Genomic DNA, 18,598 nt, shown 5'->3' with positions numbered 1-18,598 from the left:
AAAGGGACAGTGGGAGACCCCACAGGCGCTTATAGCGCCGAGGAGACAGAAAAGCGAGGCGACTGATCAGCTCCGACAAGCGCTGGAGGGGCTGAAGCAGAAGTCGCTCTTTGACTTCAGCTGAGGGACCGAAGCGACCTCGAGGAGCTAGGAGCCGCAGCTAGACAGGCTCCCCGCCCGCCCACGGAAAGCGAAGCGCCTCGTGACAGGCAAAGAACGCCTGTCCCTGCGATGATTATTCCTAGGAGCTTCCCTTAGTGGAGTGGAGATCAAAGAGATCAAAAAATTAGTATGTGTAATATAGTAATTCTGTAATTTACAAACTGGAGGAAGTATAGTTGGCAATACGAAGAATGGTTTTGCACCCTGCCGAGATTCTAGAGCAGCCGTGCAGTAAAGTAGAACGATTTGATAAGAAATTAGGTAAATTGCTTGATGATATGTATGAGACCATGATTGAATACGATGGCGTCGGTCTGGCCGCCCCGCAAATAGGCAAGCCTATTCGCGTTGCTATTGTCGATATAGATGATGAAAACGGGACAATTGAAATGATCAATCCGCGAATTCTTGAGACTTCAGGGGAACAAACCGGAGCGGAAGGATGCCTAAGCTTTCCGGACTTATATGGTGAAGTAACCAGGCCCAACTTCGTGAAAATCGAGGCCCAGGATAGAAAGGGAAGAAGCTTTGTCCTCGAAGCGGAAGGATTCCTGGCTAGGGCAATACAGCATGAGATTGATCACCTGGACGGAATTTTGTTTACGTCGAAAGTTAGTCGTTATTTGAAGGAAGAAGAACTGGAGGGGGCAGAAGCCAATGACTAGGATCGTGTTTATGGGCACTCCCGATTTTTCAGTGCCAGTATTAAGACAATTACTTAAAGACGGCTATGAAGTTGTCGGAGTTGTAACCCAGCCAGACAGGCCAGTTGGCAGGAAAAGAGTGCTCACACCGCCTCCAGTTAAGGCCGAGGCGCTAAAGCATAACATCCCTGTTCTGCAGCCAGAAAAAATCAGGATGAAAGAGGAGCTGGATAAAGTACTCGCACTGGAGCCTGATTTAGTTGTGACCGCAGCGTTTGGGCAAATTTTGCCCAAGGAGCTTCTTGATGCACCCAAATATGGCTGTATCAATGTCCATGCTTCACTGCTGCCGGAACTAAGGGGCGGCGCGCCAATTCATTATGCGATTATCGAAGGCAAAGAAAAGACTGGAATCACCATTATGTACATGGCTGAAAAACTTGATGCCGGTGATATCCTCACACAGGTTGAAGTCCAGATTACAGAGACCGACAATGTGGGGACTCTCCATGACAAGCTGAGTACTGCAGGCGCGAAACTCCTGTCGGAAACAATCCCAAAGCTCTTAAATGGGGAATTGACCGGGATTAAACAGGATGACTCTTTAGCAACTTTTGCTTTTAATATTAAACGTGAACAGGAAAAAATTGATTGGTCAAAGTCTGGGGAAGATATCTATAATCAAATTCGTGGAATGAATCCTTGGCCAGTTGCATACTCGACACTTGAAGGGCAAACCGTTAAAATTTGGGCAGCTGAAAAGATACCTACCGAAAAAAAAGGGGAGCCAGGTGAAATAGTTGCCATCAACTCTGATGGAATAATTGTTTCCGCAGGAAGTGGTTCTAATGTGAAAATCACTGCCCTTCAGCCTTCAGGGAAAAGGACTATGGAAGCGGTCGAATTCCTCCGCGGAGCAGGATCACAGCTGCAGACAGGCAGTAAATTTGGAGACTAGTCATTTCTTTTCCATTATTGATAAAGAGAAATAGATAGGGCAGTTTCTTTAGGATTGAAAGGAGAGAAGGGCTAGACTTGAGCCCGAATTGATGGCGCAACAAAGCAGAAATGTCCGCGAGGCTGCTTTAAGTCTTTTGGAATCAGTAGAAAAAAACCAGGCGTATAGCAACTTGCTGCTGAATAGTGCTATTGAAAAGAATGCTGTTCCTCAGCGGGACATCGGCCTTTTGACAGAGCTTGCCTATGGGACACTTCAGCGCAGTATGACACTCGACTATTATCTTGCCCCGTTCCTGAAAACAGGCAAGAAAATTGAACGCTGGGTAATCCTGCTTTTAAAGCTGACACTATATCAGATGATTTATCTTGACCGAATCCCTGATCACGCTGCAATCAATGAGGCTGTTGAAATAGCCAAAAAGCGGGGGCATAAAGGGATTTCTGGAATGGTTAACGGTGTGTTAAGAAGTATTCAGCGTGAAGGCGTCAGGCCTCTTGAGGCAATTGAGAATCCCGCGGAGAGGCTGTCAATCGAAACTAGCCACCCACTTTGGCTAGTAGAAAGATGGATTGCGCAGTTTGGTTATGATAAGACTCGGGAAATGTGTGAAGTAAACTTGACAGCCCCACTCCAGACAGCGAGGGTAAATCTTCCAAAAATAACCCGCCAAGATTGTATTGCGCTTTTGGAAGAAGAAGGGTATGCTGTGGAAATTAGTCCGATTATACCCGAGGCAATCCGTGCGCTTAAGGGCAATCTGGCTTCCTCGAAAGCGTTTAAGGAAGGTTTCCTGACTATCCAGGATGAAAGTTCAATGCTTGCCGCTTATGCACTTGGTGCAATGGAAAATGAATACATTCTTGACGCATGCGCCGCTCCAGGCGGTAAAACAACACATATTGCTGAAAAGCTTGGCGGTACTGGGGCGATTGTTTCCCTGGACTTGCATGAGCATAAGGTCAGGCTGATTGAAGACAACGCTTCAAGGCTTGGGCTTCAAAACATTGAGGCACATGCGCTTGATAGCCGGAAGGCCGGGGAACGTTTTGAGCCCCGCACATTTAACCGGATCCTTCTTGATGCTCCCTGTTCAGGCCTGGGAGTAATGAGGAGAAAGCCGGATATGAAATATGTAAAAAAAGAGGGCGATTTAACAGGCCTTGCTAAAATCCAGCAGGACTTGCTTGATTCGGTTGCTCCGCTATTAAAAAAAGGCGGTATCCTCGTTTATAGTACGTGTACAGTCGACAGAGAAGAAAATCAGGCTAGTGTTGAAGCTTTTCTGGGAAGACACCCGGAGTTTGAAAAGGATATGGGCCTGGCAGATAGGATGCCTGAGCCTGTACGTCCGTTAATTGATGGCTTTGAATTACAAGTACTCCCTCAGGACTTTGGGTCGGACGGATTTTATATTGCAAGTTTACGAAAGAAGGTGTAACAGGTTGGTAAATATACAGACAGCAAAGAATGACACAACTGAAGAAAAGCAAAAAAAGTCAATTTATTCCCTGGAACTTCATGAGTTAAAGGAATGGCTAAAGGAGCAGGGAGAAAAACCTTTCCGGGCTGAGCAGATTTTTGATTGGCTTTACAAAAAGCGGGCAGCCTCCTTTGAGGACATGAGTAACCTATCCAAAGAATTGAGGGATAAACTTGATGAAAACTTCAAGTTAACAACGCTCACAACTGCTATTCAGCAAACATCAGCTGATGGCACAATCAAATTTCTGTTTGAGCTTCATGATGGTTATTCAATTGAGACAGTCCTTATGCGCCATGAATACGGAAATTCTGTTTGCGTAACGACCCAAGTCGGCTGCCGGATTGGCTGTACATTCTGCGCATCAACTCTTGGAGGTCTAAAACGTCACTTGGAAGCAGGAGAAATCGTTGCTCAGGTTGTCAAGGTACAGCAAGCACTTGATGAGACTGATGAACGGGTTTCCTCGGTCGTCATCATGGGTATCGGAGAACCGTTTGACAACTATGATAACATGCTGTCATTCCTTAAGATTATCAATCATGACAAGGCACTGAACATAGGAGCCCGCCATATTACCGTATCGACTAGCGGGATCATTCCAAAAATCTATCAGTTTGCCGATGAAAACATGCAAATCAACTTTGCCATCTCCCTGCATGCACCAAACTCGGAGCTCAGGTCACGCCTCATGCCAATAAATCGTGCTTATAAACTTGATGATTTAATGAAGGCTGTAAGGTATTATATTGATAAGACTGGAAGAAGAATCAGCTTCGAGTACGGGCTGTTCGGAGGAGTAAACGACCAGGTTGAGCATGCGGAGGAATTAGCAGCCCTCCTAAAGGGATTGAAATGCCATGTCAATTTAATACCAGTCAATTATGTTCCTGAACGAGATTACGTTAGGACTCCGAAAGACCAGATTTTTGCTTTTGAAAAAGCGCTTAAGAACAGGGGCATCAATGTCACCATCAGACGCGAACAAGGGCATGATATCGATGCTGCATGCGGACAGCTGCGCGCGAAGGCGCGTGAGGAGGAGCTAAAAAAATAAGTCCAAAGTCCTCCGGTTCCAGTTGTTTGAAAGCGTAGTTTATTACACATATTGCTTGCTAATTGGCGGGTGAGGCTAATTTGATGGAACTCGAAATCCATTGATAGCAAGTTACAGGCTGCTTAAGCTGCTTAAAAGAACAAGTTCATGGTTAACCGAAAGGAGAGAAGGGCAATTCTTCCCAACGAAAGGCTATGCTTTTTGATGGGCAACCTTGCCCGATTTGGATGAAATCGGTCTATATGACAGACCAGGGGAAAATTCGCAGCCACAATGAAGACACCGGTGGCATTTTTGTCAATCGGGACGGATTCCGCCTAGCCATCGTAGCGGATGGAATGGGCGGGCACCGTGCCGGAGATGTTGCTAGCAGCATGGCACTCGATGGCATGAAGGAAGCTTGGGAGCAAGCTTCGGGAATCAGAACAGCGGAACAGGCTGAGAAATGGCTTGAGGAGAGAATCAAGGACGTTAATAGCTCCTTAATTGCTCATGCCCGTAAGAATGAAGAATGTGAAGGAATGGGGACCACTATTGTAGCAGCGATTACCCTGGACGGTTTTGCAACAATTGCCAATATCGGGGACAGCCGCTGTTATATACTGAATGAAATAGGATTCAGGAAAATTACAGAGGATCATTCACTTGTTAATGAATTGCTCCGTTCAGGCCATATCTCCAAGGAGGATGCTGAAAATCATCCTCGAAAAAATGTGTTGCTTCGTGCCCTTGGAACCGAAGAGAATGTTGAGATGGATATCACGACAATTATGTTCGAGGAAGGGGATGTACTCCTGCTTTGTTCAGACGGCCTGTCAAACAAGGTCAGTGAACAGGAAATGGGGGAAACCCTTAAAAGCGAAGCCAGTCTTGGCGAAAAAGCGTCCAAGCTTATTTCCCTTGCCAATGAGTATGGCGGGGAGGACAATATAACACTGGTTATAGTCGAGTTTACCGAAGTCAGCGAGGGTGATAACTAGATGATGATTGGAAAACGGATTAGCGGACGCTATAAAATCCTTGATGCCATCGGCGGCGGTGGCATGGCCAATGTTTACCTCGCCCATGACATGATTCTTGACCGCAATGTTGCTGTCAAAATGCTAAGACTCGATTTTGCCAATGATGAGGAATTCATCAGGAGGTTCCACCGTGAGGCCCAATCGGCCACCAGCCTTGCTCATCCCAACATAGTCAGTATCTATGATGTCGGTGAGGAAGATGATCTTTATTATATCGTCATGGAGTTTGTCGATGGACAGACATTAAAACAATACATACAGCACTATTCTCCGCTGCGGGTTGAATCTGCAGTTGATATTATGAAGCAGTTGACCTCGGCGATTGCTCATGCCCATCAGAACCATATCATACACCGGGATATCAAGCCACAAAACATACTTGTCGATAAGGACGGGAACGTCAAAATAACCGATTTTGGAATCGCGATGGCCTTAAGCGCAACAAGTATTACCCAGACCAATTCAGTTCTTGGCTCGGTTCATTATTTATCACCCGAACAGGCACGTGGGGGGATGGCGAATCGAAAATCCGATATTTATTCACTTGGAATTGTGATGTTTGAACTCCTTACTGGAAGGCTTCCGTTCTTTGGGGAATCCGCAGTTTCAATTGCCTTGAAACATTTGCAGACGGAAACGCCATCTGTGAGGCGCTGGAATCCGCAAATACCTCAAAGTGTTGAAAATATTGTATTGAAGGCGACTGCAAAGGACCCATTCCTGCGTTACGACAGTGTCGAGGAGATGGAGGAAGACCTTCGGACATCGCTCTACCCTGAACGGGTTAATGAACCCAGGTTCGTCATCCCGGCTGACAATGACGCAACAAAAGCGATACCGGTCATAACAGCCGATAAACCGATGAAAAATTTTGATGAAACCATCGTCCATACGCAGGATAAAGTGAATGCTGGCGATGCTGCCTCGGGTATTAAAAAGGATAAAGAGCCGAAGGAAAAGAAAAAGAAGAAAAAATGGCCGATCATCCTCGTCTCTACATTTGTAATACTTGCCCTTTTAGGGATTATGTCTGTAACTGTTTTTCCGGGACTTTTTGCCACAAAGGATGTTCAAGTTCCGGATGTATCAGGCAGTGAGATGGATGATGCAATTACCGAATTATTAGGTCTCGGGTTTGTTATTGGTGAAACGAAGTATATAGCCGACGAGGAGATGCCAGAGGATTCCGTTGTTAAAACCGATCCTCCCGCAGGCGACACCATAAAAGAAGGGACCACTATCGACCTGTACGTTAGCTCTGGCAAAAAAACATTTGAACTTTCCGATTACGAGGGACGAGATTTCGAAGATACTGTCTCCATGCTAGAAAAGGAAGGTTTCAAAGATATTAAGAAAGTTCCTGTTTTTGATGAAAGCAGTCCGGGAACGATTTTAAAGCAGAATGTTCAGAAAGGCAGTAAGGTTGTACCTGACGAAACCGATCTAGAGTTCACTGTTAGCCAGGGACCAGAAAAAATCACCCTGCGCGATCTTAGTGGGTACAATGAAAAAAGCCTCAATGATTATGCCGATTTGACAGGCCTAAAGGTTACCATTGGCAGTGAAGAATTTAGTGAGGAAGTTGAAGCCGGACTCGTCATTGATCAGACGCCTAAAGCAGGTGAAGAATTGGTCAAGGGAGAAACAGTGACGGTCGTCCTTTCAAAAGGGAAGGAAGAAATCCCTCCGAAAAAGCATAAGCTTGAAATTACGATAGAGTACAATCCAACTGTTCCGGGGCAGCCGCAGGAATATACGATTTACCTTGATGATTTTACCCATAGCATGACAGAGCCTTATGCCACCGGAATCTTAACTGAAACAAGGACATTTAACATTGATCTTGAGGTTCCTCACGACAAGAAAGCCGGGTATCAAGTGATTGTCGATAATATGGTTGTGCAGGAAGACACAATTTCTTACGACGAAGTTGAATAACAATTGGCATTTCCAAAACCGGGGGAGTCAAAGAGAGTAAGCATTTAAAAAATGAAGAAGCAAGGAGTGTGGCTATGCCAGAAGGGAAAATAATAAAGGCATTGAGTGGATTTTATTATGTAGTCCATGAAGGCACTGTGACACAATGCAGGGGCCGGGGGGTATTCCGCAAGAATAAAATTACACCGCTTGTTGGGGACGAAGTTGTTTTCCAGGCAGACAATGAACAAGAAGGGTATATCCTTGAAGTGAAGGAACGCAAAAATGAACTCGTCAGACCGCCAATTGCGAATGTTGACAGAGCTATTCTTGTCTTTTCAGCTGTTGAGCCCGCCTTCAGCCCTGCCTTGCTTGACCGGTTTCTGGTTCTTGTGGAATACAACCATATCGAACCAATTATTTGTATTACAAAGACCGATCTCGCAAGTGAGAAGGAAATGGAAAAACTTGAAGAGTTTGCACAGGATTACCGGGCTGCAGGTTATGATGTTCTGCTAGTTTCCTCGGAGACAGAATCAGGAATTGAACTGCTGTCTCCCCATCTTGAAGGGAAAATTTCTGTTTTCGCCGGCCAGTCAGGGGTGGGGAAATCCTCACTTTTAAATGTGCTCCGTCCAGACCTGGAGTTGAAGACGGACCATATCTCCTCGCACCTTGGAAGAGGCAAGCATACTACCAGGCATGTCGAGCTGATTGAAATTGGCAACGGCCTTGTTGCAGATACGCCGGGCTTTAGTTCGCTTGAGTTCATGGAGATTGAAGCGGAACAGCTGACTGCCTGCTTCCCTGAAATACAGAAGGCAAGTGAGAAATGCAAATTCAGGGGCTGCCTTCATATGAAGGAACCTAAATGTGCTGTGAAAGCAGCGGTGGAGGATGGTGTTATACCTCGTTACCGATATGAAAATTATGTGAACTTTTTGCAAGAAATAAAAGATAGAAAGCCGAGGTACTAAATATGGTTAAAATTGCACCATCAATTTTGTCTGCGGATTTTTCCCGGCTAGGAGAGGAAATTAAGGATGTAGAACGTGGCGGGGCAGATTATATCCATATTGATGTAATGGATGGACACTTTGTCCCAAACATCACAATAGGTCCGTTAATTGTGGAAGCTGTCCGTCCTGTGACAGAGATCCCGCTTGATGTCCATTTAATGATTGAAAATCCGGATCAGTATATTGAGGCATTTGCTAAAGCGGGTGCGGATTATATTACTGTACATGTTGAGGCTTCCAGACACTTGCACAGGACCATTCACTTGATCAAGAGCTTCGGGGTTAAAGCTGGGGTTGTTTTGAATCCTGCTACACCAGTGGATTCGATTAAGCATGTTATTGAGGATGTTGATATGGTCCTGCTTATGTCTGTTAACCCAGGCTTTGGCGGACAAAAATTCATCCAGGGTGTCCTGCCCAAAATACGAGAGGTCAAAAAAATGGCAGAATCGTTTGGCAAAGATGTGGAAATTGAAATCGACGGCGGTGTTAATGCCGAAACTGCAAGGCTATGTGTGGAAGCTGGAGCGACTGTCCTCGTGGCAGGTTCTGCTGTATATAACAATGAGGACCGGGCTGCAGCAATTGCTGCAATCAGAGGTCAATAATTTACAACCCGATTCGCCAGCTTAAACAGCTGGCTTTTCTCATTTTCTTTAGAAAGTTTTGTTTTTACGGGAGGTAACAACGTGATGAAAATTATCAATATTATGGCGGGAGGGCCTCCAAGCCTTGTTCCCCCAACTGAAAGTTTAGCAGAAGAACAATGGATAGGTGTCGATCGCGGAACTATTGAACTTTTACAAAGGGGGATTCGTCCATTTGCAGCCTTCGGGGACTTTGATTCAGTTTCAATTGAAGAGCTTGATAAGGTTAAAGCAGCAAGTCCAAATTTGGCAAAGTTTCAGCCCGAAAAAGATGAAACAGATATGGAATTGGCATTAATATGGGCTCTTGAACAAAAACCAGACTGTATTCGGCTGTTCGGCGCAAGTGGAGGAAGAATTGATCATTTCCTTGCCAATGTCCAGCTTGTTGAAAAGTTTGCGGTACTGGTTCCGGAGGTGCCAATTGTTATACAAGATACAAGAAATACAGTATCCATAAAAATGCCGGGTACCTATACAATTAAAAAAGATTTAGAAAAGAAATATATTTCATTTTTGCCAAGTTCCCAGATAGTAAAAGGCCTAACTTTAAAAGGGTTCAAGTATCCTCTTCAGAATCAGACAGTTGAAAAAGGATCCACTCTTTGTATTAGTAACGAACTTCTTAATGATAGCTGTACTTTTTCATTTTCCGAAGGCATATTAATAGTCATAAGAAGCAATGACTAAAACGTGCTTCGCCAATAAATGTACTCATTCATACTTTTTGGAATACCTTAATTATGACTGCAGCTTGAGTGAGAGCGGCGTGAATAGGTGAGGAGGGGCGATATGAAATTCTATACAATCAAACTGCCAAGATTTTTAGGTGGAATTGTACGGGGACTGCTGGGTATGTTTAAAAAGAGTGAATGAAAACAAAACAGGAAGCGCCTCGGTCATCGCCGTACAAACCTGGATGGACTTCGACTGAGATAAAGGTAAGGAGGAGGCCTGAAATTTGCGTACGCACAGGCGCTTCTCATTAAGCCATCGCGTAATTTCGTGCGATGCAATTTCGGGGATGCTTTCCTTGTGGAGCTAGACGTAGAATGACTTGGTTAGAAGTTATCCGTTGTCGCCAAAACGATAATTTCGTTAACTACTAAAAATGGGCACCCTTGTGAAAGGGTGTTTTTATTTTATTATCAAAAAGTATATCTTTTCTTTGAGAACTGTCTAGCTCCAGCGCCTAGCGCCTAGTGCCCTTCGCTCTCCGCCCTACGATAAGTCAAGCACGAATGCGCTACGCTCTTCGTGTTTCCTTTATCTCAGTTGGAGAGACTCCAGGTCATACGGCGCTGGGCAAGGCGCTTGCGCTTTTCTTGTAGCATTTAAAAATATCTACGATTCTCTCTTTTTACAAAAAGAAAAGGCATCCCAAGGGATGCCTTTTCTGGCTAATCGTATTAAACGCGTTCTACTTTGCCGGATTTAAGCGCGCGAGCAGAAACCCAAACACGCTTTGGCTTTCCATCAACAAGAATGCGAACTTTTTGCAGGTTAGCACCCCAAGTACGCTTGTTAGCGTTCATAGCATGAGAACGATTGTTGCCGGTTGTTGTTTTTTTACCAGTAATAACACATTTGCGTGGCATATTTTTTCCCTCCTTAACATCCGAAAGCTATCACACATCTTACGTTTTATCAAGAAAATCCGGTTCTTCTCCCGGAATTGGGGATATACTCCATTCCCCGTTGCTAAAAGATACTTTAATAATTTATCACACAACGAAAATGATTGCAATAGCTTTGGCTGCAGGTTTCAAGAAAAAAACCTTGACATCGAACAGTGTGTATTGCTGTATAATAAGCATGGCAGTATAACTTTTAAAAATGATGCGACTATAGTAAAATGACCTTAGCAAACAAGCTGAAGAAAAAGCATAAGCACCTTGAACTGCCTTGGCCAGCAAAGATAGGGTCACGCAGGAATGACCTGCTCTCCGTTTGGAACGGCTTGGGACCTCAAGTGGCTTAGACACTGAAGCTGGGAAATTCTCTTAGAGAAGGTCCAATATTTACTTTAATCAAAAGGGGGAACGTTCATGTCCATCGAAATGAAAACGAAGTACGGGCAAATCGATATTTCAAATGAAGTGATCGCGACCATATCAGGCGGTGCTGCTATAGACTGTTACGGAATTATAGGGATGGCTTCAAAAAATCAAATCAAGGACGGGCTCACTGATATTCTTCGCAGGGAAAACTTTACCCGCGGTGTGATTGTGCGCCAGGAAGATGACCAGGTACATATCGACATGTACATCATTGTCAGCTACGGGACGAAAATTTCCGAGGTTGCCCACAACGTGCAATCTAAAGTGAAATATACCCTCGAAAAAATGGTCGGTCTAAAAGTCGACTCGGTCAATATTTATGTTCAGGGAGTTCGGGTAACGAACCCGTAGTGAGAAGGGAGTATTTTTGTTAATGAAGCAATTAAATGGTATACATTTTGCAGAGATGGTCATCCAGGGGGCCAATCACCTTTCAGCGAATGCGAAGTATGTTGATTCGCTTAATGTTTTCCCTGTACCCGATGGAGATACCGGAACAAATATGAATCTGTCCATGACTTCAGGTGCAAAGGAAGTTAAAGCGAACGTCCAGGAGCATATCGGAAAGGTAGGAACCGCTTTATCAAAGGGCCTTCTGATGGGGGCCCGCGGCAACTCGGGGGTAATCCTTTCCCAGCTTTTCCGCGGCTTTGCAAAGTCGATTGAAGCAAAAGCGAGCATTGGAGGCAAAGATTTTGCAGCTGCGCTTGAAGCTGGTGTCGATACTGCATATAAAGCTGTCATGAAGCCGGTTGAAGGAACAATTCTTACAGTAGCGAAGGATGCCGCGCGAAAGGGAGTCCAGGTTTCCAAATCTACAGATAATATTATTGAGATTATGGAGGCGGTCCTTGCGGAATCCAAGGCATCATTGAAGCGCACACCTGACCTTCTTCCTGTGTTGAAAGAAGTCGGTGTTGTCGATTCCGGCGGCCAGGGTCTGGTCTTTGTTTATGAAGGTTTCCTTGCTGAACTTAAGGGAGAGCAGCTGCCTGATACTCCTGAAGCCTTACCATCCATGAACGACCTGGTAAGTGCGGAGCATCATAAGAGTGTACAATCCCATATGAATACAGAGGATATCGAATTTGGGTATTGTACGGAATTTATGGTCCGATTCGAGTCGGAAAAGCTTGCGAAAAAGCCGTTCAAGGAAGAGTCATTCAGACAGGATCTTAGCCAGTATGGTGATTCCCTTCTTGTCATAGCGGATGATGACGTGGTAAAGGTCCACATTCACTCAGAGCAGCCTGGTACCTGCCTGAGCTATGCCCAAAAATACGGGAACTTGATCAATATTAAAATTGAAAATATGCGCCTCCAGCATTCTACTATTGTAGGTGAAACCCATACACCTCTTGTGGCATCAAGTGCAAAAGCAGAAAGGCGCGAATATGGGATTATCACTGTTTCGATGGGAGCTGGAATTGCCGAGCTGTTCCGTAGTATTGGCGCCCATTCCGTCATTGAAGGCGGACAGACGATGAACCCAAGCACAGAGGATATCGTGAAAGCGATTGAAGAAGTGAATGCTGATAAAGTTTTCATCCTGCCAAATAATAAAAATATTATTATGGCTGCCAAGCAGGCAGCGGAAGTTTCCGGTGCAGAGGCTGTGGTTATCGAGTCAAAAACGGTTCCTCAAGGATTATCAGCGCTATTGGCCTTTAACCCGGGTACAGGCCTTGAAGCGAACCAGACGGCAATGGCAGAAGCGATGAGCCATGTGAAGACAGGGCAAATTACGTTTGCAGTCCGTGACACATCTATTGATGGCCTTGAAATTGAGAAAGACGATTACATGGGCATCAACGAAGGCAAAATCATTGTTAAGAGTAAGGAAAAGGGTACGTGTGCAAGGGAATTGCTTGCAAAGATGCTTGATGAGGATTCCGAGATTCTGACCATCCTTCAAGGAGAAGATGTTTCCGAGGAAGAGGCTGAATCTATCTCGACGTTTGTTGAGGAAAACTTCCCGAATGTTGAAATCGAAATCCATAACGGCCAGCAGCCGCTTTACAGCTTTATTTTTGCCATTGAATAAACCTCGCAATTCAGGCATCCTTCCAACATGGAAGGGTGCCTTGCTATTTTTAGGCGTTGTTGAAGAAATATGCTTTAAAAAAGCCTTTTTGCTAGTAATGCATTTTTAACATCTTAAAGTTTGTATTCCAGAATTTCATCCAGTATATAGTTTGTCAAAATGTCTGCAAGTTCGTTAGAATAGAAGATAAGGCCTATAGTGATGAGGTCCAAAAAAACCGGGTATTCCTGGTATGATCAAGGGGAAACGTAATGAAGTATAAAAGTGTATTTGATATTATCGGTCCAGTTATGATTGGTCCTTCAAGCTCTCATACCGCCGGTGCGGCAAGAATCGGCAGAGTAGCCAGGAGCCTGTTCGGAAGGGAGCCGAAATGGGTCAATATCTCACTTTATGGTTCTTTTGCAAAAACTTACCGCGGCCATGGAACTGATGTTGCATTAATCGGCGGGCTGCTGGATTTTGATACGGACGACCCTCGCATCATTGAAGCAATCGATATTGCGAAGGGGAAGGGAATAAAAATAACTTTCATTGAGGAAGACGCAATTACAGATCATCCAAATACAGCCCGGGTTATTATAGGTGATGAAAAAGGAGAGCTTGAGCTTGTTGGCATTTCGATAGGCGGAGGCAAGATTGAAATCATAGAGCTGAATGGGTTTGAATTGAAGCTATCCGGCCATCACCCGGCTATCCTGGTTGTCCATAATGACCGATTCGGGGCAATTGCTGATGTCTCCAATGTACTGGCAAAAAATCAGATTAATATTGGCCACATGGAAGTATCGCGCAAGGAAGTAGGGAAAATGGCACTGATGACGATTGAAGTGGATCAAAATATCGGGCAGGAATTGCTTGATCAGATAGAAAAGCTTCCCAATATCCTAAAAGTCACCAAGATTGTAGATTAATAAAATGAGGGGGTAGCACTATGATGTTCCGCAATGTAGCTGAGTTGGTTGAATTGGCAATCAGCAGCAATAAAAAAATATCGGAGATCATGATTGAGCAAGAAATGGAAGTAACTGGCCGCTCCAGGGAAGAGATTATCAAAATGATGGATCGAAATCTTGAGGTAATGGAACAAGCAGTTGAGCGAGGAATAAAGGGAGTTCATTCCCATTCCGGCCTGACTGGCGGCGATGCCGTTCTTCTTCAGCAATATATCCAGAAAGGCAATTTTCTCTCAGGGGAAACATTGCTTGATGCTGTAAGCAAAGCGGTGGCGACAAATGAAGTCAATGCAGCAATGGGGACTATCTGTGCCACACCAACTGCCGGTTCTGCCGGTGTCGTTCCAGGGACGCTATTTGCTGTAAAAAACAAATTAAATCCTTCAAGGGAAGAAATGGTATCCTTTTTATTCACATCCGGTGCATTTGGTTTTGTAGTAGCAAACAACGCATCCATTTCAGGTGCCGCGGGGGGCTGCCAGGCGGAAGTTGGTTCTGCGGCCGGAATGGCAGCTGCCGCACTTGTAGAACTTGCAGGCGGGACACCAGAGCAATGTGCCGAAGCGATGGCTATCACGCTGAAAAATATGCTTGGCCTTGTATGTGACCCAGTTGCAGGCCTTGTTGAAGTTCCATGTGTGAAACGGAATGCAATGGGTGCTGCGAATGCCATGGTGGCTGCCGATATGGCACTTGCGGGAATCAAGAGCAGGATTCCTTGCGATGAGGTAATCGATGCGATGTACAAAATCGGGCAACAGATGCCTACTGCATTAAAAGAGACTGCGCAGGGAGGTTTGGCGGCGACCCCAACCGGTAGGGAGCTGGAAGCTAAGATATTCGGGATTCCGCTGACAAAACAGTGAATACAAATCTCATGCAATCAGTTAAAGTCCTTAAAGGGATAGGCGATGAAACGGCGGAACTGCTTGCCGATTTAAATATTGTCACAATCCGGGACCTTCTTGAACATTTCCCGTACCGCTATGAAGACTACAGGCTGCGCGACTTGGCTGATGTAAAGCATGATGAGAGGATAACGGTTGAAGGGAAGGTTCATAGCGAGCCTTCCCTTGCGCGTTTTGGCAAAAAGAAGTCGCGGATGACTGTCCGCCTTCTTGTTGGACGTTATCTTGTCCAGGCTATCATTTTTAACCAGCCATACCTGAAAAGCAAAATTCAAATTGGGGAGACCATTACCGTTACAGGAAAATGGGATCAACACCGAATGGCGGTTACTGTCTCAGAAGTGCATATCGGTGAAAATCGCTCAGGGAAAATGTTCGAGCCCGTTTATGCGCTGCGCGGCAACTTAACAATGAAGAACATGCGAAAATACATTGCTCAAGCGTTTTCGCTTTACGGTAACGACATTGTAGAAACCTTGCCAGGCAGCCTGGTGCAAAAATATAGGCTGCCAAACAGGCGTGATGCCCTGAAGATCATGCATTTTCCGGACGATCCCGATGATGTGAAAAAGGCTAGAAGGCGTTTTGTTTATGAGGAGTTCCTGTCATTTCAGCTTAAGATGCAGGCACTGCGAAAAATCGAACGCGAGCAATCACCCGGTATTATTCATAAATATAACTTAGACAGGCTAATGGATTTCATAAACAGCCTTCCATTTCCGCTCACGAATGCACAAAAACGTGTTGTCAATGAAATACTCTCGGACATGAAATCGCCATACAGGATGAATCGCCTCCTTCAAGGGGATGTCGGTTCAGGAAAAACGGTCGTTGCAGCAATTTGCCTTTACGCATGTGTGACAACTGGCCGACAGGGAGCGTTAATGGTGCCAACTGAAATCCTAGCCGAGCAGCACGCTATATCGCTAAGGGAACTATTCGAACCGATTGGCGTAAGGGTGGAACTGTTAACGAGCAGTGTGAAAGGAAAGGCAAGGCGTGAGCTTCTTGCCGATTTAGCGGAAGGAAAGATTCATATTCTCGTAGGCACTCATGCTTTGATTCAGGATGAGGTTTCGTTCGAAAAGCTCGGCTTTGTCATTACTGACGAACAGCACCGATTCGGAGTTGAACAGCGCCGCGTTCTCCGAGAAAAGGGGGAAAATCCGGATGTCCTGTTCATGACGGCAACACCGATACCGAGGACACTTGCCATAACCGTTTTTGGGGAAATGGATGTATCGGTTATTGATGAAATGCCGGCAGGAAGGAAGACCATTGAAACCTATTGGGCGCGGCAGGACATGCTGGATAGGGTTCTTGGTTTCATGGAAAAAGAGCTTCGCAAAGGGCGGCAGGCATACGTGATTTGTCCATTAATCGAAGAGTCGGACAAGCTCGACGTCCAAAACGCAATTGATGTTCATAGCACCCTATCTTTTTATTTTCAAAACAAGTTCAAGGTTGGTCTCATGCACGGAAGGCTGCCTTCTGCGGAAAAAGAGGAAGTGATGCGTGCTTTCTCTGAAAATGAAACCCAGGTGCTTGTCTCAACAACGGTCGTTGAAGTAGGAGTGAACGTCCCGAATGCCACAGTCATGCTAATTTATGATGCTGAACGTTTTGGACTTGCCCAGCTCCATCAGCTCCGCGGTAGGGTAGGCAGGGGAAGTGACCAGTCCTACTGTATTTTGCTTGCAGAACCAAAATCGGAAGTAGGCAAGGAACGCATGAAAATTATGACCGAAACGAACGACGGCTTTGTTGTAAGTGAGAAGGACCTTGAATTAAGGGGTCCGGGTGATTTTTTTGGAAAAAAACAGAGCGGTATTCCAGAATTCAAAGTCGCCGACATGGTTCACGATTATCGCGCACTAGAAACTGCTCGGAATGATGCAGCCCAATTAGTTCAATCCAAGGCGTTTTGGCATGCTCCAGAATACGCGGCCTTAAGGCAAGAATTGGTCGATACCGGGGTGTTATCAGGGGAAAAGCTCGACTAATATAAGCCGGGCTTTCTCTTTTTACATGGCAACTTAACAAACTTATTGTTGCATTATCCAAATCTTAATTTTATACTACTATTAGTACCTAGTCATAAGAGCTTGGCGGTGTGAACATGAAACGAAACAAAAAGGAACGCCAGCGTCTGCTGGTGGAAACCATCAAAGAAAATCCTTTTATTACAGATGAAGAACTAGCCGAACGGTTTACAGTCAGTGTCCAGACAATCAGGCTGGACCGTCTTGAGCTCTCCATTCCTGAACTTCGCGAGCGAATCAAGAACGTAGCCGAGAAAAGATTTGAAGATGAGGTCCGTTCGTTGCCTCTAGAAGAAGTAATCGGTGAAATCATTGATATTGAGCTTGACCAGAATGCCATATCAATTCTTGATATAAAACCTGAACATGTTTTTAAGCGGAATAACATTGCCAGGGGACATCATTTGTTTGCGCAGGCAAATTCCCTAGCAGTAGCAGTCATAAATGATCAGTTAGCACTAACCGCAAAATCCTCCCTTCAGTTCAAACGGTCTGTCAAGGAAGGTGAGCGGGTAATCGCAAAGGCTAAAGTTACTAAAATTGACGAAGAACATGCCAGGACATTCGTGGAAGTCAATAGTTTTGTAAACAATGAACTTGTTTTTACCGGCGAATTTGAAATGTATCGCTCAAATAGGAACAAAGGTGGCAACTCGCATGAAAATAGCAATTGACGCAATGGGTGGTGACCACGCTCCAAAGGAAATCGTCCTTGGTGCTGTGAAGGCTGCCGATACATATAAGGATATCGAAATTACACTTATCGGTAATGAAAGCAAGATACGTGAAACCTTTACGAACCACGATAGAATTTCAATTTTACATACAGATGAAGTCATTCTAGGGACAGATGAACCGGTACGTGCCGTAAGACGCAAAAAAACTGCATCGATGGTTCTCGCTGCCCAGCTGGTACTCGATGGCAAGGCTGATGCCTGCATTTCCGCCGGTAACACTGGTGCATTAATGGCTGCTGGACTGTTTGTAGTGGGCCGTATTGAAGGAATTGATAGACCCGCGCTAGCTCCGACCTTGCCGACAATCGGCGGTGAGGGCTTCCTTCTTCTTGATGTTGGCGCGAATGTAGATGCCAAGGCCGAACATCTTTTTCAATACGCCATAATGGGCTCCGTCTACAGCGAGAAGGTACGGGGTATACAAAACCCTCGTGTCGGGCTGTTGAATATCGGAACTGAAGAGAAGAAGGGCAATGAGTTATCCAAGCAGGCCTTCAAGCTGCTAAAAGATTCCGGCCTGAATTTTGTCGGCAATGTTGAAGCGAGGGACCTTCTTAATGGTATAGCCGATGTTGTTGTTACGGACGGGTTTACTGGAAATATGGTTTTGAAAACAGTCGAAGGCACGGCAATGTCCGTGTTTAAAATGCTAAAAGGTGCCCTTACGGCGGACTTGAAGAGCAAGCTTGCTGCAGCAGTCCTAAAGCCAAGCTTGAACGGGCTGAAGAACAAGATGGATTATTCCGAATATGGCGGTGCCGCTTTATTTGGCTTAAAAGCACCGGTAATTAAAGCTCATGGATCCTCAAATGCACAATCCCTTTTTAGTGCTGTGCGCCAAACGAGGGAAATGGTATCCAACGATGTTACGGGACTCATCAGGAAAACAGTAGAAGAGGCAACGAGTACAAAAAATGATTCTGAATAAGTAACGAGGTGCAA

Annotated in this window: 18 protein-coding genes; 17 read left to right on the top strand and 1 reads right to left on the bottom strand. The window is 45.2% G+C overall.

Annotated features, from left to right (window positions below; genetic code table 11):
- The first annotated feature begins 353 nt into the window (after positions 1-353).
- The 10 genes from def (at position 354) to spoVM (ending at position 9,785) form a co-directional block, all read left to right on the top strand.
- Positions 354-827 carry a peptide deformylase gene (def, locus tag TY16_RS19015; RefSeq protein ID WP_442853255.1) on the top strand — a complete coding sequence of 158 codons (474 nt, stop codon included), beginning with the start codon at positions 354-356 and terminating at the stop codon, positions 825-827.
- Entirely contained in the window at positions 820-1,764 is a 945-nt protein-coding gene (gene fmt / locus TY16_RS19010; protein WP_043933379.1) for a methionyl-tRNA formyltransferase, read from the top strand. The genes def and fmt overlap by 8 nt, the downstream gene beginning before the upstream one ends.
- A gap of 91 nt (positions 1,765-1,855) precedes the next feature.
- Positions 1,856-3,205, top strand: coding sequence for a 16S rRNA (cytosine(967)-C(5))-methyltransferase RsmB (gene rsmB / locus TY16_RS19005; protein ID WP_043933378.1), 1,350 nt, complete (start codon positions 1,856-1,858; stop codon positions 3,203-3,205).
- Between the two features lie 4 nt (positions 3,206-3,209).
- Entirely contained in the window at positions 3,210-4,304 is a 1,095-nt protein-coding gene (gene rlmN / locus TY16_RS19000) for a 23S rRNA (adenine(2503)-C(2))-methyltransferase RlmN (RefSeq protein ID WP_231505648.1), read from the top strand.
- 227 nt (positions 4,305-4,531) lie between these two features.
- Positions 4,532-5,284 carry a Stp1/IreP family PP2C-type Ser/Thr phosphatase gene (locus TY16_RS18995; RefSeq protein ID WP_043934841.1) on the top strand — a complete coding sequence of 251 codons (753 nt, stop codon included), beginning with the start codon at positions 4,532-4,534 and terminating at the stop codon, positions 5,282-5,284.
- Positions 5,285-7,264, top strand: a complete 1,980-nt coding sequence (pknB, locus tag TY16_RS18990) for a Stk1 family PASTA domain-containing Ser/Thr kinase (RefSeq protein ID WP_043933377.1) — start codon at positions 5,285-5,287, stop codon at positions 7,262-7,264.
- 74 nt (positions 7,265-7,338) lie between these two features.
- Positions 7,339-8,220: a ribosome small subunit-dependent GTPase A gene (gene rsgA / locus TY16_RS18985; protein ID WP_043933376.1), complete on the top strand. Its 882-nt coding sequence runs from the start codon at positions 7,339-7,341 to the stop codon at positions 8,218-8,220.
- A 2-nt stretch (positions 8,221-8,222) separates the two neighbouring features.
- Complete coding sequence (rpe, locus tag TY16_RS18980) at positions 8,223-8,870, top strand: ribulose-phosphate 3-epimerase (RefSeq protein WP_043933375.1); 648 nt, start codon at positions 8,223-8,225, stop codon at positions 8,868-8,870.
- An 84-nt stretch (positions 8,871-8,954) separates the two neighbouring features.
- Positions 8,955-9,599: a thiamine diphosphokinase gene (locus TY16_RS18975; protein ID WP_043933374.1), complete on the top strand. Its 645-nt coding sequence runs from the start codon at positions 8,955-8,957 to the stop codon at positions 9,597-9,599.
- Positions 9,600-9,701: 102 nt separating this feature from the next.
- Positions 9,702-9,785, top strand: coding sequence for a stage V sporulation protein SpoVM (spoVM, locus tag TY16_RS18970; RefSeq protein WP_043933373.1), 84 nt, complete (start codon positions 9,702-9,704; stop codon positions 9,783-9,785).
- A 533-nt stretch (positions 9,786-10,318) separates the two neighbouring features.
- Here the strand turns inward: spoVM and rpmB are convergent.
- Positions 10,319-10,507 (bottom strand): 50S ribosomal protein L28, encoded by a 189-nt coding sequence (gene rpmB, locus TY16_RS18965; RefSeq protein WP_043933372.1) that lies wholly within the window; start codon positions 10,505-10,507, stop codon positions 10,319-10,321.
- Positions 10,508-10,957: 450 nt separating this feature from the next.
- On the opposite strand from rpmB, the gene TY16_RS18955 reads away from it, so the two are divergent.
- The 7 genes from TY16_RS18955 (at position 10,958) to plsX (ending at position 18,584) form a co-directional block, all read left to right on the top strand.
- Positions 10,958-11,320: an Asp23/Gls24 family envelope stress response protein gene (locus tag TY16_RS18955; RefSeq protein WP_043933370.1), complete on the top strand. Its 363-nt coding sequence runs from the start codon at positions 10,958-10,960 to the stop codon at positions 11,318-11,320.
- Positions 11,321-11,342: 22 nt separating this feature from the next.
- Positions 11,343-13,013 carry a DAK2 domain-containing protein gene (locus TY16_RS18950; RefSeq protein ID WP_442853231.1) on the top strand — a complete coding sequence of 557 codons (1,671 nt, stop codon included), beginning with the start codon at positions 11,343-11,345 and terminating at the stop codon, positions 13,011-13,013.
- Between the two features lie 251 nt (positions 13,014-13,264).
- A complete protein-coding gene (gene sdaAB, locus TY16_RS18945) occupies positions 13,265-13,927 on the top strand; it encodes an L-serine ammonia-lyase, iron-sulfur-dependent subunit beta (RefSeq protein WP_043933368.1) in 663 nt (220 codons plus the stop codon).
- Between the two features lie 23 nt (positions 13,928-13,950).
- Positions 13,951-14,835 carry an L-serine ammonia-lyase, iron-sulfur-dependent, subunit alpha gene (sdaAA, locus tag TY16_RS18940; RefSeq protein ID WP_043934840.1) on the top strand — a complete coding sequence of 295 codons (885 nt, stop codon included), beginning with the start codon at positions 13,951-13,953 and terminating at the stop codon, positions 14,833-14,835.
- The gene (recG, locus tag TY16_RS18935) at positions 14,832-16,880 is read left to right on the top strand and encodes an ATP-dependent DNA helicase RecG (RefSeq protein WP_043933367.1); all 2,049 of its coding nucleotides are present in this window, start codon (positions 14,832-14,834) and stop codon (positions 16,878-16,880) included. The genes sdaAA and recG overlap by 4 nt, the downstream gene beginning before the upstream one ends.
- A gap of 116 nt (positions 16,881-16,996) precedes the next feature.
- Entirely contained in the window at positions 16,997-17,593 is a 597-nt protein-coding gene (fapR, locus tag TY16_RS18930) for a transcription factor FapR (protein WP_043933366.1), read from the top strand.
- A complete protein-coding gene (gene plsX, locus TY16_RS18925) occupies positions 17,577-18,584 on the top strand; it encodes a phosphate acyltransferase PlsX (RefSeq protein WP_043933365.1) in 1,008 nt (335 codons plus the stop codon). The genes fapR and plsX overlap by 17 nt, the downstream gene beginning before the upstream one ends.
- The last annotated feature ends 14 nt before the right edge of the window (positions 18,585-18,598 follow it).

Source organism: Bacillus sp. EB01 (assembly GCF_000613125.1).
Taxonomy (GTDB): domain Bacteria; phylum Bacillota; class Bacilli; order Bacillales; family Cytobacillaceae; genus Bacillus_D.
The sequence above is the reverse complement of the archived record's forward strand: the minus strand, read 5'-3'. Positions and strand labels throughout refer to the sequence as shown.

Excerpts from the sequence above, each read along its gene's own strand:
- def (WP_442853255.1), top strand. The coding sequence starts at position 354 with ATGGTTTTGCACCCTGCCGAGATTCTAGAGCAGCCGTGCAGTAAAGTA.
- fmt (WP_043933379.1), top strand. The coding sequence starts at position 820 with ATGACTAGGATCGTGTTTATGGGCACTCCCGATTTTTCAGTGCCAGTA.
- rsmB (WP_043933378.1), top strand. The coding sequence starts at position 1,856 with ATGGCGCAACAAAGCAGAAATGTCCGCGAGGCTGCTTTAAGTCTTTTG.
- TY16_RS18995 (WP_043934841.1), top strand. The coding sequence starts at position 4,532 with ATGAAATCGGTCTATATGACAGACCAGGGGAAAATTCGCAGCCACAAT.
- pknB (WP_043933377.1), top strand. The coding sequence starts at position 5,285 with ATGATGATTGGAAAACGGATTAGCGGACGCTATAAAATCCTTGATGCC.
- rsgA (WP_043933376.1), top strand. The coding sequence starts at position 7,339 with ATGCCAGAAGGGAAAATAATAAAGGCATTGAGTGGATTTTATTATGTA.
- rpe (WP_043933375.1), top strand. The coding sequence starts at position 8,223 with ATGGTTAAAATTGCACCATCAATTTTGTCTGCGGATTTTTCCCGGCTA.
- TY16_RS18975 (WP_043933374.1), top strand. The coding sequence starts at position 8,955 with ATGAAAATTATCAATATTATGGCGGGAGGGCCTCCAAGCCTTGTTCCC.
- spoVM (WP_043933373.1), top strand. The coding sequence starts at position 9,702 with ATGAAATTCTATACAATCAAACTGCCAAGATTTTTAGGTGGAATTGTA.
- rpmB (WP_043933372.1), bottom strand. The coding sequence starts at position 10,507 with ATGCCACGCAAATGTGTTATTACTGGTAAAAAAACAACAACCGGCAAC.
- TY16_RS18955 (WP_043933370.1), top strand. The coding sequence starts at position 10,958 with ATGTCCATCGAAATGAAAACGAAGTACGGGCAAATCGATATTTCAAAT.
- TY16_RS18950 (WP_442853231.1), top strand. The coding sequence starts at position 11,343 with ATGAAGCAATTAAATGGTATACATTTTGCAGAGATGGTCATCCAGGGG.
- sdaAB (WP_043933368.1), top strand. The coding sequence starts at position 13,265 with ATGAAGTATAAAAGTGTATTTGATATTATCGGTCCAGTTATGATTGGT.
- sdaAA (WP_043934840.1), top strand. The coding sequence starts at position 13,951 with ATGTTCCGCAATGTAGCTGAGTTGGTTGAATTGGCAATCAGCAGCAAT.
- fapR (WP_043933366.1), top strand. The coding sequence starts at position 16,997 with ATGAAACGAAACAAAAAGGAACGCCAGCGTCTGCTGGTGGAAACCATC.
- plsX (WP_043933365.1), top strand. The coding sequence starts at position 17,577 with ATGAAAATAGCAATTGACGCAATGGGTGGTGACCACGCTCCAAAGGAA.